The organism is Morganella psychrotolerans (assembly GCF_001676155.1).
In the GTDB taxonomy this organism is placed as follows: domain Bacteria; phylum Pseudomonadota; class Gammaproteobacteria; order Enterobacterales; family Enterobacteriaceae; genus Morganella; species Morganella psychrotolerans.
Map to the genome: position 1 here is coordinate 1350144 of NZ_LZEW01000001.1, position 14074 is coordinate 1364217.

A 14074-nucleotide genomic window follows, 5' to 3' on the forward strand; every position below is an offset into this window, starting at 1 on the left:
GCAGTGAAATCAGGATTGTTCATTTTTTATTTCCTTATTCATCAGGCTGCTCTCTCCGATAATCAGCTCCATCTGATCCGAAAGGCATTCCATTACAGCAGCCATACCCTCGCAGGAAACGGTACGGGAGCCACTCATTGCGTTACTGACCAGTAATTCAGAGATAAATGCCGTTATTTGTGCCGCTCGGATTAACTGTTTTTCACCGGCTGGCGATATAACTGTATTTTGATGTGCTGTATTTTTCATGACTGATGCCCCCCGGTAGTCAGCACAGGCAGGCGCCCGGCAAAAAACAGGACAAAATCACGCGACAACAGTAAGCGGGCACTGTGTTCATCTGCTGCGGTAGCTTCCAGACGGCACGGTCTGGCGGTGATGTCTGCACGTTTAACGCACAGAAACAGAAATTTGAATTGAGTATGGGCAGGAATGGCCATCATAATGATGATCTCCTTGATATTATTTAAGGAGTCACCACCAGAGGTGCAAATCTCTATAGGGGTGGTGACACTGACAGGGTTTGCACTACTGGACATCAAGGAAACCAGCCAACCTTTCGGTTGCCCTGCCAGCATCACCATAGAATCTGAGCGGAATAATACCGTATTTTTCAGGTGTATGCAGGCACAGACACAAAAAAAAGACGCAAGGCGCGTCATGTGTCGCCAAGATGTTATTCAGGGTGCAAATCCTGACACCGGATTTTGCCGGTGCCCCAAGAATATAGCCCATCCGTTCAGAAATATGCAACATATTTTATATTCATCCATTGTTCCGGTCTGAACAGGTAAATAACTATCATCAGATATAGGCCCGGTCTGTACCGGGCCTGATATCAGCCTGCGGAGACAGCCGCAAACCAGCGGTTTTTATTACTGCTTATGCCGTCTGATAAGTTGAAACGGGTCGGTGAACTCAGTGATAACCGGCTGTTACGTTTGGCAAAGTGTGAACGGTTGATACTGAATTGCAGCCTGTCCGTTCCCACACTGGCAGGGCTGTCAGTCACCGCCAGACCACCCAGATAAAACACGCCTTTACCCTGAAAATCGTCTTCAACCTCAATAGAGCAAAATAATTTCTGTCCCTTTATGTTGTATTCGATCAGCTTTAAATTGGGTCTCAGGCGCAGATACAGCCGGGTCAGTCCGTCCACAATGTCAGCCCGTGCCGCCACAACTTCACCTAAGTTTTCCAGTTTCCGGTTATGCTCTTCCCATATCAGCGCAGTGTAATAGCCGGGGTCGTAGGTCTCAGCCATTTCAGTCAGCCATTCCGCTTCAATAGTCCGCTGGTCAATACTTTCACCTTCTGTGGCTACGCAGATCCAACCGGTGGTTAAATGGGATTCACTCATAGCGAAAAGACTCCCTCATCAATCTGAATAGCGGCTTCATCCACTGCGGCATACAGATGCCCGTCACCCAGTCCGTAACCCTCATGGCGCAGATAGCTGTGCTCATACATCTTGCGGTCATCGACAAATTCAGCCCGGAACCGGCGGCTTCCTTTTTGGGTATAAATATGCAGATTATCCAGCGTGGTAACGGTGATACGCCGCCCCGGCATAAACGGCGGGATCATGGCAAAATGACCGGCAACGGTACTCAGGAAATTCTGGTTTGCCTGAATATCTGTGGCGTTATTTGAGCCGGTGAACAGCCGGGTACGGTACAGTGCCGCCAGCTCTGCACCAACCAGCACAACAAGGCGGGGATCTTCCCGGTACTCTTCCGGAATTTTTTTGATGATTAAATAATTGACGAGTGAGTCCAGATTTGGGAAATCACCGTTTTCACCCAGTTTTATAGGGTCGGTAATCACCTGTGAGCCGTTATTAAAGGTTTTGGCGATAGTGTGCCAGCCGGTGTTTACGTCCTGTCCTTTCGGGAATTTTGCGGGATTAGTCGGGTAGCCGAAAAACTGGCCATTAAATCCGACTCTGAGCATATCCAGTGAGACAGAACGGGAAAATAATTCAGACATTGTTTTTGTGAAATGTTCATCATCACCACTGCCGCTGTTCATGATTAATGACATCTGATCGTAAGTCAGTGAACAACAGGTATCGGTTTCTTCCAGAATATAAGGCGTTCCCTGCATATCGACGGTTTTATTAAAACGTCCGGCAATTGCCCGACCTGTGTGTAATGTATTATCACCCAGGTTAATGCTGTCACCCCGCTCTGTATTGACATCAATAAGTGACAGTTTATTAACCAGCCAGTCTGATTCCAGTAATGCCACCCGCAATAAATTTTCGGATGGCTCAGAAATAGTAAATGACTCACTTGATTCTGATAAGTAATGTGCCCCACGGGTAAAATTGGCGTGAAAAGTCCGTGCCATTCCCGGCGCTATAGTAGTATGCATAATGATTCCTTAAATAATTTGAGCGGCTGTTATGCCATGTAGCGCGTTTTAGATGCGATCCTGTTTTCTATTTCTGCCATACCCTGAGAATATTCATCAGCAGTAAATAAAGAATGCAGTTCTTTTTCATTCTCAGAGTAATAGTTTTTGTAGTGCAATATTTTTTTGATTTACACCTGAATTAATTTCATATTTATCATTTGATGGCATACAGTTTTTAATTATTTTATTAATACAGATTGTAAGGTCATTAATTTCTTCCGTAATAAATTCATAGGGCAATTTATATACCCATGCATTGATAGTTTTTATCCGGAAAAAATTAAATACTGTGTCAGGTATTTCTGACAGAGATTTTTTATTGATCTCTTTCAGTTTTGTTTTATCCATCGACCCAGCAACTTTTTTTTAGCAGAGAGAACAGCCCGCTGATATGCTGTAGCAGCTCGGTTTCATGTACGACATGGTTTTCAGCATGGTGAACTTTATTATGGATATCTTCCACCCATGAGCGCATGGTACCGCGATAGTTCAGAGGCTTGCTGACAGAACCCTGTTCAATGGCGGCTTGTACCCCGGATGCTTTTTCCAACCCGGCTTTTGCATCATGCAATACTTTCGCCTGCGCCTCTGTCAGTTCTTTACCTTTATTAACCAGATAAACAAATTCTTCCGGTGACGGCTCGATATTATCAAAGATGAAACCAGTCAGGTTCGTTAATTGATTCAACTGTGATCTCATTTGACTGAATTTATATAATTCAATCACGCGGATAATAAAACCGTTATCGCTGCCATTTTTTGGAAACGAAATTGGATGATAGTTAAATATGGTTGAGAGTGTTTTATCTTTGTACAGTGTAATATTGTTCATTACTTTCTATTCCTTAAGTTATTATTAATCCATTCATATACTTCTGACTCAAGCCATGCCACAGAACGTGAGCCAATCTGAACCTGAGGCGGAAATTCTTTGTTTTTTATTTTTAAATAAATGGTAGAACGGGGTACACCTGTTATGGCTATCACATCCGGGAGCCGTAATAATCTGCTTTTTTCAGAGTGAACGAGACCGTCAGGTAATAAGCTCATGGCTATTCCTTTTTATCTTTAAATTTAGACTTACTTGTATCTCTGTAGATGTGATTATATTTGCATGGTTTAATTAATTGGTAAAGGCTACCCGGTGATGGTAAAAATACAGGTCATTATCAAATAGCTTGTTTAGATAAGAGTATGTTCTACTTAAAAATTTGCTATGGGTATATTTATTCTTATTTGTTCTTATTTATCACTCCTCGTTTTTTAGCCCTCACGAATACATTAGATCACCTTATCAATTTCCGTTTTGTAAATTATTGTAAACTTACAATTGCAAGGAAATGATGATGTGGATAAGTGAGGGTATTGAGAGGAGTATTTATAACGCTAAAAATATGTAGCACCTGATCCTGATAAACAGCTATCACGAAACGTAGCACTAAAGATACTTGGTCAATGTAAGCGGCGGGTTCTTATAGCCAAGCAGAAAAGCATGTGTATAAGAATATGTATAGAATAATAAACAGTTGCGATTATTAATATTAAGTATCAATATATTATCATTTATTTACGATTCCTGCAGGGGACACTATCACGACTTTCCAGCACATCCTACCAAGTACAAAACCCCAATATAAATAATCAAGTAAAACAAGAATAACGTCTCAATTAGTTCCCTAAAAACCCACTACAGGCCATTTTTATCGGGTATAAAAATGGGTATAATCGTTTCGATGCAATTTGTACCCGTCGAACTAAGGAAAAATGATGTCATTAACTGACACTGGTATCAAAAGTACCAAGCCAAAAGAGGAACATTATAAACTCAGCTATTACAATGAATTATGTCTCCTTGTGCATTATAATGGTTCAAGATACTGGCGTTTCAGACGACCATTAACGGTAAGGACACCACGCGAACTTTAAGCGTGCACCCCACTCATGTCTCTGACTGAAGCAAGAAAAGTGCATGACGAACTTTTGAAGGGTTAGTCTCTGGGGATCGATCCTCTGCACATACCGCAAAAAAATAATCTCATCTCCCAGGCTGGCGGGCGGGGATAGCATTGTGCGCTTGTAGCATTCAGGTATAAAAATGTATTATTGTTAAAACTTCTACATAAGGTGGAATTCATGTTAATAAATACAAATAATTACAGTATTGGCGAATTACTAGACATGCTGGAACGCAAGGATTTACTTGTTAATAAAAACTATCAAAGAGCTGCAGGATTATGGCCTGAAGGACCTTGCAGCTATTTCATTGATACAATACTCGAGGGTTTTCCCTTCCCTAAAATTTACATGTATGAGTTTATTAACAGAACTGACCGACGAATAAAAAAAAGAAATTGTTGATGGGCAACAACGAATAACAACCATCAGAAGATACGTCAATAATGAGTTCAAGGTTAAAGGTGATAATAATCACTCTGGTTTATTTTTTCGCGAACTAGATACAGAGGCTCAGGATAATTTTTTATCATATACAGTTTCAGCTGACGTAATCAGAAATGCAACTAGAGCAGAAATTTTGCAAATGTTTCGCAGAATGAATGCATATACCCTACCACTGAATAACGCAGAAAAAAAGACATTCTTCTTACACTGGCGAATTCAAATGGTTTATTAATGAGATGTCCGATAATTTAAATGAATTCTTCACTGAATTTGGAGTTTTCACAGACCGTCAAATAATTAGAATGGGAGATGCAGAGTTTATATCAGATTGCATAATTTCAATTGAAAAAGGTATCGTTAGTGCTAGTCCAGCCGAATTAGGTAGACTTTACAACCAGTATGAAGGTATTTTCCCTAAGCGCGATGAGTATTATGCAATGCTTGATGAAACATTCCGCTACATTAGTACAATTCTTGAACCTTTGAGAAAAAGTTTCTTGATGAAATCTTATGCATTACATTCACTGGTTACAGCTTTAATACATGCAAAATTTGGTATTCCAGAAATAGTTCAACACTATAATATTGCACCGATAAATGTTTTTTCCACCAATGACAATCTATCACTTCAAAGATTACTTACTTTAGCCCAAGCACATGAAAGTAAAGAAAATGATGGGCACTATAGTAAGTATGTCTGGGGCACGGAGTCTAGTACAAATAAAACGTTACGTAGAGAGGCGAGGGTTTTAACTATATTAGCTGCTTTAGGTTGTGTCGTTGGAGAACCACAGTATGACAATATTTTTTGAAGAAACTTTAACAAAAATGAATAACAGGCTTCAAAAACTCGATAAATCATTCGAGAGATACTTACTATCGGATGAAAAGTATAAATGTATTGATAGATACTCATTACAAGAAGGATTAATATCTTCCTTATGGCAAACATGGTGTTATTTTTGTCGTGAAATACTAATTGGTTCAATTAAAGGGGGAGTAACTACAAGGGGAATTAATGTTTCATCCTCTTATTTTGCCCATACTGAACGCGAAATAATATATTTAGCTGGTAGATTTTCACAAGGCGTGACAAATGTAAATGGAATAACCATAAGATCGGCTCCAGCACACTTTGAATTAACTTGGGGTGATGCTGTAAAACTTAACCCAATAATATCTGCATTCAACCCAACCAATGTCAACGACATATTATCTGGTTTAGGTGGAATCACCCTACTTTTAGATTTACAAAAATTTAGAAATGCAAATGCTCACATCACGGCATTCACAATAAATGATGTGAAAAATGCTCAAGTAAGATATTCTAATACAAAATTTAGACATCCATCAGATACAATGTTCTGGGTTGACCCTTTGACTAATGACTATTTATGGAGATCTTGGATCGAAGAAATGGAGATTACGGGAAATAAACTAGCTTCTTAAAAAACTCATAATAGTGCCTATTTTTCATGCGCTATTATGAGGTTTCCTCAAAGTGCAGCGCTCACCACCCACCTAGGTATTAATATTTAAATTAATTAATAATTTAGTTAATGGGCATAAAGGCAGGTACAAATAAAGGCATCAAAATAAAAATCATAAAAAAAACCATTAATTAAATTCTATTCCTGTAAGGACAATAATTACGATACACCAGTACCTGATACAAATTCAGCATAAGTAATAATAAACCTTTCATAACAACAACTTTAATCAGCCTGCGACCCATACCAACGTAAATTGACACTATCATATTCAACAACATCGGGATGAATCCAACCACTGCACAATTGTTACCGAGACTTTTGGTTATTTATCCAACCCGCGACGCCGCAAAAGAAAACAAGAAGTCCTAATGGTTCCGGATATGTTTGTATAATATTCATTTTTTTGTTCTTTGATATTCTGGATTGTTGGCTGACATTGAGCCAGATGGGAAGTAATTACACCGCCAGTCAGGATTTCTATCCTGATCGCTGAACTTATGCATTGTGTGTTTTTTTGTTCAGATATAGCAATATATGTATGCAGGACAACTATTTTAATAAAAATAATAATGTTATCCGGATAAGATCCGATAACTAATCTGAATCTATTATATTTTTCATCTGTTAGATAAGCGGAAGATGACATGAAAAAAAATTATTGCCATTATTCTCAGCACAATATTTCTTTATGGCTGCGCGGATAGCACAAAAATAACACCCGGCGCCTCATATAGTACTGTTATAATTCCAAAAAAAGAGTGATATTTATGTTTCACTACCTGGAAATGGATCTTACGGCGACATAATATATACGAACTCAGGCCACCAGGTGGCAACGATTATAAAAGCGGCATTACTGAAACACACTATAAAAGTTGAAGTTGCTGCAACACCCGAAGATTATGATGCGGCACTGACGTCAGCCAGACAAAATAAAGCTGATTATGTGTTTTATTCTTCCATCCTTCACTGGGAAGATAGAGCAACTGAATGGTCAGCCAGACCGGACAGAATCACCGTAAAAATCGCAGTGATTTCAGCAGTCAGCGGACAACCGGTTTCTTCTGTCACGATTGACGGCAAAAGCGGTCTGGCAACTTTCGGTGGTGATCATCCGCAGGATTTATTACCAAAACCGGTGGGTCATTTTATTGACTCATTGTTCAGCAAAAATTGATCCTGTAATTTAAATTATATGATTGCCTGTTTTGATGTGTTCACTCCGGCCATGAAGGCAGGCAATAACGACAGGCAATAACGACAGGCAATAAAAAATATAAAGTATTTCAGACCGGCAACCGACCATGAGCCGTTTTATTATGGAGTTCGGTGATCGCCTGAGCGATCACCTTTACTACAGTAGCAATGACAAAAAACGCTTTATTCGCCGAAGTACCAATAACCCTGATTGATAAATTCAGTTAATTCGGCAACAAAGGCCGGATTTTGTAATGCATCACCTAATTCGTTTATTCCAAGTTCGGTGAATTGGCACAGTGCGTCTGCGCCCTTAGCATCTGCGGTAGCCCAGGCTTCTGTATTAATAAAGAAGCTATCGCCGATGCACATTACACGCAGGCCGCTCAGGCGGGTCAGATGTTCACCGGCATTCAACGCACTCAATACTTCGTCCTGCAGATACACAGGCTCGGCAGGTGCAATATCCAATTCATGGCGGGCGGTGGTTGCAAAGCGACCAAACCACTGCTCAAAATCACCCGGCTGATTTATCATCTCAACCATCATGGCGCGCAGTCGCTCAATTTCATGCGTTTCCACAATTCCCGCACTGTCACGCACCGTCAGGTCAGGATCACTGTAATGTACGCCACCTAAATCTTTTTCCAGCGCATAGTCCGCGAAACTACTCAGCAAATCACGCCCGTTCGGTCCGCGAAAACCAACGGAGTAGTTCATTGTGTCTTCGAACGTAAACCCGTCGTGCGGGAATCCGGGCGGAATATACAGAATATCACCCGGTGACATTTCGACATCAATGATTGGCTCAAACGGGTCGACATGCAGCAATGCCGGATGCGGACAGAACTGGCGCATCGGTATTGCATCGCCCACACGCCAGCGACGGCGACCCATTCCCTGAATAATAAAAACGTCATAGTTATCAATATGCGGCCCGACGCCACCTCCCGGAACCGAATACGAAATCATCAGGTCATCAAGACGCCACTCAGGCAACACCCGAAATGGACGGACCAATTCAGCAGATGGCATATGCCAATGGTTAACCGCCTGAACCAGTAATGACCAACCCGTTTCGCCTAACCCGCTATAGTCCTCAAAGGGACCATGGCTTGCCTGCCATTTGCCATCGTCAAGGCTGACAAGCCGGCTGTCAACTTCAGGCTCCATTGCCAAACCTGCCAGCTCATCCGGAGTGATAGGATCAACAAAGTCAGGAAATGCATTTTTCAATACAACCGGTTTTTTTTGCCAGTATTTTTCTAAAAATTCAGGCCAGTTAAGATTCAATTTGTCAGCCATACAATCACATTCGTATCAATAAGGAAGTTAGCCGAGAATTATAGGAGTAATAGCCTGTGATATTTTTGTTTCGGGTCAAGTGTTGGTAAAATAGATGGGTTTCACGTTCTGTTCTGTCGGCTTAAGATTCGGGCCATAGAAGGTGGGCATGCCGTTCAGGCAGATAAGACCGCTCTTTCACCGGGTTGTTACGGTAATATCCCACACTATCAAAGATAAAAATTATGTGCTGTTTCTGCATGACAGGATATATTTCCCTGTCAGCTATTTAAATAACAGAGAATGACTGCGTATTTATAATTATAATAAGTATAAATTACATCAGCACAGGCTGAAAATAAAACGTCTCTGTAAAGAGACGTTTTATAGATATTAATACTTAGTTAAACCGTATTATCCGACTGAATGCAGTTTTACATGAGAGCCGAGGTATTCCATCTTACGGTGGCTTTCTGCGGCGTCATAGCACTCCGGATACAATGCGGCTATCTCTGCCATTAATTGCTCTGGTGTTCTGATTGATTCAATTTTTGATGCCAATGCCAGCGCCATATCAAAAGCAACGCGCTCAACAGGATTATGTTTTGGTGAAAAAATTTTACCCGGCATATGTTTACTCCATCTTTCACTGGTAAATATGGGAAAAAAGACATTTATCAGAATAATATATATTATAGCTGCTTATGAAGTGAGTATATCTGAATGCACTTTTATGAACAGGTCAATAATCGTGTATTTTGTAATGAAATATTAAAGCTCCGGTTATTTTGTTTCATTTTTTTTATTCCTTTTTTTCTCCTTCTTATTCTTTTTTCATACAGGAATGAGGTCTTTGTCACATTTCGTCATACCTTGCTGACAAAAAAACGATAATACATTAAACAAGCTTTAAGAGGCCGGACACTACTACACATCCGGTACGGTATAGTTATCGCATCCAAGTAGAGAGTACCCCTGAAGAAATGTTGTGATTATGCCCGCAGGATTGCGGGCTTTTTTTTTATTCTGTCAAGATGAAATTTTTGCATCATCCTCCCCGTTGACCTTTTCCCTTTTTTACCGCTATTTACTGATAAATACATTCAGAAAACATAACGGTGATCATAATGAAACAACGACTTTTCAGGTTTTTTCCCGGCATTATTATTGCGTTGAGCATTTTATTATCCGGATGTGATAATAACGATGCGGACATGTCGAAAATTAAAGTTGGCGTGATTAACGGTGCCGAACAGGATGTCGCCGAAGTTGCAAAAAAGGTAGCAAAAGAACAATACGGACTGGATGTCGAGCTTGTCGGCTTCAGCGGTTCACTGCTGCCGAATGACCCGACCGCTAATGGTGATCTCGATGCTAATGTCTTCCAGCACCGTCCGTTTTTAGCTCAGGATAATAATACCCGTGGTTATAATCTTGTGGCGGTCGCGAATACCTTTGTTTTTCCGATGGCGGGCTATTCCGATAAGATTAAAAACATCAGTGAATTAAAAACCGGAGATACCGTCGCTATGCCAAATGACCCGACAAACCTGGGTCGCGCATTGTTATTAATGGAAAAAGAGAAATTAATAAAATTAAAATCCGGTACCGGATTACTGCCGACCGCGCTTGATATCACCGATAACCCGCTGAAACTGAATATTATGGAGCTGGAAGGCGCACAATTACCTCGGGTAATAAAAGACCCGAAAGTGACCGTCGCCATTATCAGTACAACCTATCTTCAGCAAACCGGATTATCCCCGGTAAAAGACAGTATTTTTATTGAGGATAAAGAGTCTCCGTACGTCAATATTATTGTGACCCGTGAAGATAATAAAGACGCTGAAAATGTGCAGAAATTTATTAAATCTTATCAGTCTCCGGAAGTTGCCAAAGCCGCCGAAACATTATTTAACGGCGGGGCTGTACCGGGTTGGTGATAAACAAACCTGTCGTGCCGTAAACCGGCACGACAGTCAGCTACCATCAAAGTCCCAGCGCACGACAGGATAAGCCGGTTATCTGGTGCAGAATAAGCGGCAATTCATTATCGCTGATCATTTCAAGCCCGCTGCGGCGCAGATAGGCTTTTTTTGCCACCACAAATCCCAGAACCTGCCCGATCAGTGCGTGTGCGGCAATAATGGCAGTCTGCATATCGGTTTCAGGCTCAACCAGACGGATAAGGGATGTCAGCCGTTCGTGAACCGGCAGGATAAACGTATGATAGATAACATCATAGTGCTCAGTCTGCTCCAGTTGCTCGCGCAGAATCAATTGTGCATACAGTGCATGATCCGGCGACAACAGCGCCTGTCCCAACCCCTTCATCAGACTGACTAACACGCGCCTGAGTGACTCTTTATCCGGTTCCGGCTCTAGCGCAAGCTGCTGCAATGCGGCATCAGCCTGCGCTGCATTTGTCATCTCTGCCAAATCATCTGTAATTTTCCGGATAACCGCGGCATACACGCCCTGCTTTCCGTCCAGATGATACGGAATAGCCGATTGATTAACACCGGCTTCCTCCGCCAACTGCCGGGTACGGACACCATTCATCCCGTAGAGCGCAAACAGGCGGATCCCTGTCTGTATCAGCTTCTCTCTGGTTTGTTCCGATGATACGGTGTGCTTATTCGTTTTTTGCATATACTGCGGTTACCCATCAGAATGTCAGATATCAGCGCGCATCAGTCTGGTCGAGTTATCGTTGAGTTCAATCCCGGCGTTTTTCCCGACAATCACTGTGCCGCCCAAGTTACACAGATGATAGCCAAAGGCGCAGTTTGGTTCAAACGCAAAGCTCATTCCTGCCTGCAGAACCAGTTCACGGCCGGGGTTTGGTAAACGCTCAACTTTGCGGTAACGACTCACCAGCGGCAGAGATTCAATGCCCGGTGCTGTCCCGAAACCGATTGGTCCGTAAGGATTGATGCTGTGAATGAGTGGATGCACATGCCAGCCACCGGAAGCGAGTAATGGTTTTTCCATCTCATCAACCACTTCCCCGAACGTCACGCCCTCTTTGAGATAGTTTACGCCTATTTCATAACATTCCCGCGCAACCAGTGCCGCTTTTTCCAGTTCCGGATGAATTTTACCGACGGCAACAGCCGCCTGGTGCTGTGTTTCATACATCCCATACAGTGCGAAAATCTCTGACAATACAATATCACCACGCTCAATTTCACGTGGGCGCTGAGAGCGATACTGCCAGGCCGGTTGTCCCCAACCGATATATTCAGGTCCTGATCCAAGCAGAATTTCAGCCGTGAACCCGCCGGCAGAAAGACATGTTGCCGTTACTGCCGCAGCAATATCGGCCTCGCTGTTGCCCGGTACTGCCGTCACCCGCATGATGTCACTCATTGCCTCGCCAATGGCTGCCGCATGACGGATATGTACCAGTTCTTCCTCACTTTTTACTGATGCGCGGACAAAAAAGTCCCGGTAAACCGGCACAATCGACGCCTGTGGATACGCTTCTTTAATCCCGGTTAAGGTATTGAACGGCATCGCACCATCAAAATAAAACGGCGGATATGGCTCAAGCCCGATCACCCCGATTTGCGCTGTCGCCGGGACATTAATCTCTTTCAGTAATGCGCCGATATTGCGCCCGGTTTTTCCGACCATGATCTGCTCCGGCGATAACCACTGGCAATCACCCCGCATGGCGGCCTGCATATGGTCAGCTATCATCATCGGTGCAAATGTCACCACGATCGGGTCGTTATCCTGATAAAAAATCACCACCGACCCCAGACGATCATTGGTAAAATAGTGATCCACACAGAAAGGTGCAGGTGCCGCTGATTCCCGGTCACCATAAACAATCAAAACATCTAAATCACGTTGACGCATGATGTCACGTGCCAGCTCCCAGCGGCGATCCCGCTCCTGTAAAGAAAAACTATCCGGTATAGCAGAACGTAATGTTTTCATTATCGACTCCACAAATTAATTCATTTGAATGAACTAATATCGTAGTCAATGCGCAGAAAGCCGTCAATCATAAGATCAAAAATGATCCCGATGACACAGAATCAGGAAAAATCAATTGATTGTTTTATCAGCTAATTTAAAATAATACCTACGAATATTTGCGCACAAAAAGCCAAAAATGAATACAACTTATCTCTATATCCGGCTTTACCCAAATAAGATGATTATCCGCGATGTTTCTGCACACCGGGAAGTGACAGAAATAGCTGAAATACCATTTACGACCAGTCGCCTGCTTGTGGGGGATATGCTCTCTGCAGTAAAGACACTGCAAAAAGCCGTTTTACAGCTGGATCCTCCCCGCCCGTTATGGAAAAAACTCTTACCGCAAAGTTATGCTGTGCTTATCCATCCTATGGAGATGAGAGAAGGCGGGCTGTGTAATGTTGAAAAGCGTATTTTCCGTGAATTAGCCGGCTTTATTTCTGCCCGCAAACAGTCCGTCAAAGCCTGGGTGTGTGATCATCCGGATATACAACCTGATCAATTTGTATCGGACGTATTATCAGGTCGTTTTAAAGGGGAAAAAGAAGATAACATCCGCAATGATTAATACAGAGAACAGCAGAAATACACTGCTGCTGTTCTGCTATCAGAGATAAAACCTTTTACTATAAATCCGGATATTTTGAGTTAAATTAAAGTTAACTTAAGATGATATGCTGTATATGACAGTAAGTGAGTTAAGTCATTAATAATGAAAGAAGCTGTATTACGAAATAAAATTAGCGATTTACAAACCATTTAATATTTTACAAAAAAAACAAATTAACCACTTGTTTATTATAGTTATTTAATTAATTTTCCTTATATTAAACTATCAGTATTTGTCAGTTTTATTTAGAATTGAAAATATTATCATTGTTTATGTACATTCTGTTGTGCGGCAAAAAAAAACAGGAATATGTTTCATCCATACCCGCAAACGCCGGTATCAACCCAGTTCTGAGGATATCAAAATGAAACGTTCTGTTATTATTGTCGCAACACTGGCCAGCTTACTTTCTTATGGCGCAATGGCATCCACATCTGCACCGGCTGTTTCAGCAGCACACTCCGGTATTTCCGCCTCTAAAGCGGAAAATCACACAAAGATTATTAAGCATGACGCTAAAGCAAAAAGTGAGAAAGGGAAAAAAAGTACAAAAACTAAAGAGGACAAACAGAGCGCAATCTGATCATTATTAAACTGTTATCCATGGGTTATTCAAACGCCTGATAAGGCGATATAAAAACCTCCCTGAAAACGGGAGGTTTTTCATCCGTATTACCTT

Annotated in this window: 17 protein-coding genes and 2 pseudogenes; 7 read left to right on the top strand and 12 right to left on the bottom strand. The window is 41.8% G+C overall.

Annotation, left to right across the window (positions count from 1 at the left end; genetic code table 11):
- Window positions 1-9 precede the first annotated feature (9 nt).
- The 8 genes and pseudogenes from AYY16_RS06560 to AYY16_RS06590 all read right to left on the bottom strand — a co-directional run bounded on the left by AYY16_RS06560 (window position 10) and on the right by AYY16_RS06590 (window position 3468).
- Window positions 10-249 (bottom strand): hypothetical protein, encoded by a 240-nt coding sequence (locus AYY16_RS06560; protein ID WP_067363604.1) that lies wholly within the window; start codon window positions 247-249, stop codon window positions 10-12.
- Entirely contained in the window at window positions 246-443 is a 198-nt protein-coding gene (locus tag AYY16_RS20940) for a host cell division inhibitor Icd-like protein (protein WP_235846254.1), read from the bottom strand. The genes AYY16_RS06560 and AYY16_RS20940 overlap by 4 nt, the downstream gene beginning before the upstream one ends.
- 24 nt (window positions 444-467) lie before the next feature.
- Window positions 468-662: pseudogene (locus tag AYY16_RS20945) on the bottom strand (ash family protein); the annotation flags it as partial.
- 176 nt (window positions 663-838) lie between these two features.
- Window positions 839-1360: a GPO family capsid scaffolding protein gene (locus AYY16_RS06570; protein WP_067363607.1), complete on the bottom strand. Its 522-nt coding sequence runs from the start codon at window positions 1358-1360 to the stop codon at window positions 839-841.
- Window positions 1357-2376, bottom strand: coding sequence for a P2 family phage major capsid protein (locus tag AYY16_RS06575; RefSeq protein ID WP_067363610.1), 1020 nt, complete (start codon window positions 2374-2376; stop codon window positions 1357-1359). Before AYY16_RS06575 ends, AYY16_RS06570 begins: the two co-directional genes overlap by 4 nt.
- A 132-nt stretch (window positions 2377-2508) precedes the next feature.
- A complete protein-coding gene (locus tag AYY16_RS06580; RefSeq protein WP_067363613.1) occupies window positions 2509-2766 on the bottom strand; it encodes a hypothetical protein in 258 nt (85 codons plus the stop codon).
- Window positions 2759-3106: a hypothetical protein gene (locus tag AYY16_RS06585; RefSeq protein ID WP_156664959.1), complete on the bottom strand. Its 348-nt coding sequence runs from the start codon at window positions 3104-3106 to the stop codon at window positions 2759-2761. Before AYY16_RS06585 ends, AYY16_RS06580 begins: the two co-directional genes overlap by 8 nt.
- Window positions 3107-3249: 143 nt before the next feature.
- Window positions 3250-3468 carry a helix-turn-helix transcriptional regulator gene (locus AYY16_RS06590; RefSeq protein WP_067363619.1) on the bottom strand — a complete coding sequence of 73 codons (219 nt, stop codon included), beginning with the start codon at window positions 3466-3468 and terminating at the stop codon, window positions 3250-3252.
- Window positions 3469-4768: 1300 nt separating this feature from the next.
- On the opposite strand from AYY16_RS06590, the gene AYY16_RS21675 reads away from it, so the two are divergent.
- The 4 genes and pseudogenes from AYY16_RS21675 to AYY16_RS06605 all read left to right on the top strand — a co-directional run.
- The gene (locus tag AYY16_RS21675) at window positions 4769-5050 is read left to right on the top strand and encodes a hypothetical protein (RefSeq protein WP_412778954.1); all 282 of its coding nucleotides are present in this window, start codon (window positions 4769-4771) and stop codon (window positions 5048-5050) included.
- 4 nt (window positions 5051-5054) lie between these two features.
- Window positions 5055-5630: a hypothetical protein gene (locus AYY16_RS20615; RefSeq protein WP_208020723.1), complete on the top strand. Its 576-nt coding sequence runs from the start codon at window positions 5055-5057 to the stop codon at window positions 5628-5630.
- Window positions 5614-6267, top strand: a complete 654-nt coding sequence (locus AYY16_RS06600; protein ID WP_067363622.1) for a hypothetical protein — start codon at window positions 5614-5616, stop codon at window positions 6265-6267. Before AYY16_RS20615 ends, AYY16_RS06600 begins: the two co-directional genes overlap by 17 nt.
- A gap of 801 nt (window positions 6268-7068) precedes the next feature.
- Window positions 7069-7488: pseudogene (locus AYY16_RS06605) on the top strand (DUF4823 domain-containing protein); the annotation flags it as partial.
- Between the two features lie 203 nt (window positions 7489-7691).
- On the opposite strand, the gene AYY16_RS06610 reads toward AYY16_RS06605, so the two are convergent.
- Complete coding sequence (locus AYY16_RS06610; protein WP_067363625.1) at window positions 7692-8813, bottom strand: ribosomal protein uL16 3-hydroxylase; 1122 nt, start codon at window positions 8811-8813, stop codon at window positions 7692-7694.
- A 393-nt stretch (window positions 8814-9206) separates the two neighbouring features.
- Window positions 9207-9422, bottom strand: coding sequence for a hypothetical protein (locus tag AYY16_RS06615; protein WP_067363628.1), 216 nt, complete (start codon window positions 9420-9422; stop codon window positions 9207-9209).
- Between the two features lie 497 nt (window positions 9423-9919).
- Here AYY16_RS06615 and nlpA point away from each other — a divergent pair, with 497 nt between their 5' ends.
- Entirely contained in the window at window positions 9920-10735 is an 816-nt protein-coding gene (gene nlpA / locus AYY16_RS06620; RefSeq protein ID WP_067363631.1) for a lipoprotein NlpA, read from the top strand.
- 46 nt (window positions 10736-10781) lie between these two features.
- Here nlpA and AYY16_RS06625 read toward each other — a convergent pair whose 3' ends face one another.
- Window positions 10782-11444 (bottom strand): CerR family C-terminal domain-containing protein, encoded by a 663-nt coding sequence (locus AYY16_RS06625; RefSeq protein WP_067363634.1) that lies wholly within the window; start codon window positions 11442-11444, stop codon window positions 10782-10784.
- Window positions 11445-11468: 24 nt separating this feature from the next.
- Window positions 11469-12740 carry an aminopeptidase P family protein gene (locus tag AYY16_RS06630; RefSeq protein WP_067363636.1) on the bottom strand — a complete coding sequence of 424 codons (1272 nt, stop codon included), beginning with the start codon at window positions 12738-12740 and terminating at the stop codon, window positions 11469-11471.
- Between the two features lie 178 nt (window positions 12741-12918).
- On the opposite strand from AYY16_RS06630, the gene AYY16_RS06635 reads away from it, so the two are divergent.
- Complete coding sequence (locus AYY16_RS06635; protein WP_067363639.1) at window positions 12919-13353, top strand: hypothetical protein; 435 nt, start codon at window positions 12919-12921, stop codon at window positions 13351-13353.
- 406 nt (window positions 13354-13759) lie between these two features.
- Window positions 13760-13978: a hypothetical protein gene (locus tag AYY16_RS06640; RefSeq protein ID WP_067363642.1), complete on the top strand. Its 219-nt coding sequence runs from the start codon at window positions 13760-13762 to the stop codon at window positions 13976-13978.
- Window positions 13979-14074: the final 96 nt, after the last annotated feature.

Bases quoted from the DNA above. Each gene is read 5' to 3' on its own strand.
- AYY16_RS06610 (WP_067363625.1), bottom strand. From the start codon at position 8,813: ATGGCTGACAAATTGAATCTTAACTGGCCTGAATTTTTAGAAAAATAC.
- AYY16_RS06625 (WP_067363634.1), bottom strand. From the start codon at position 11,444: ATGCAAAAAACGAATAAGCACACCGTATCATCGGAACAAACCAGAGAG.
- AYY16_RS20940 (WP_235846254.1), bottom strand. From the start codon at position 443: ATGATGGCCATTCCTGCCCATACTCAATTCAAATTTCTGTTTCTGTGC.
- AYY16_RS06590 (WP_067363619.1), bottom strand. From the start codon at position 3,468: ATGAGCTTATTACCTGACGGTCTCGTTCACTCTGAAAAAAGCAGATTA.
- AYY16_RS06560 (WP_067363604.1), bottom strand. From the start codon at position 249: ATGAAAAATACAGCACATCAAAATACAGTTATATCGCCAGCCGGTGAA.
- AYY16_RS06580 (WP_067363613.1), bottom strand. From the start codon at position 2,766: ATGGATAAAACAAAACTGAAAGAGATCAATAAAAAATCTCTGTCAGAA.
- AYY16_RS06570 (WP_067363607.1), bottom strand. From the start codon at position 1,360: ATGAGTGAATCCCATTTAACCACCGGTTGGATCTGCGTAGCCACAGAA.
- nlpA (WP_067363631.1), top strand. From the start codon at position 9,920: ATGAAACAACGACTTTTCAGGTTTTTTCCCGGCATTATTATTGCGTTG.
- AYY16_RS06575 (WP_067363610.1), bottom strand. From the start codon at position 2,376: ATGCATACTACTATAGCGCCGGGAATGGCACGGACTTTTCACGCCAAT.
- AYY16_RS06615 (WP_067363628.1), bottom strand. From the start codon at position 9,422: ATGCCGGGTAAAATTTTTTCACCAAAACATAATCCTGTTGAGCGCGTT.
- AYY16_RS20615 (WP_208020723.1), top strand. From the start codon at position 5,055: ATGTCCGATAATTTAAATGAATTCTTCACTGAATTTGGAGTTTTCACA.
- AYY16_RS06640 (WP_067363642.1), top strand. From the start codon at position 13,760: ATGAAACGTTCTGTTATTATTGTCGCAACACTGGCCAGCTTACTTTCT.
- AYY16_RS06630 (WP_067363636.1), bottom strand. From the start codon at position 12,740: ATGAAAACATTACGTTCTGCTATACCGGATAGTTTTTCTTTACAGGAG.
- AYY16_RS06635 (WP_067363639.1), top strand. From the start codon at position 12,919: ATGAATACAACTTATCTCTATATCCGGCTTTACCCAAATAAGATGATT.
- AYY16_RS06600 (WP_067363622.1), top strand. From the start codon at position 5,614: ATGACAATATTTTTTGAAGAAACTTTAACAAAAATGAATAACAGGCTT.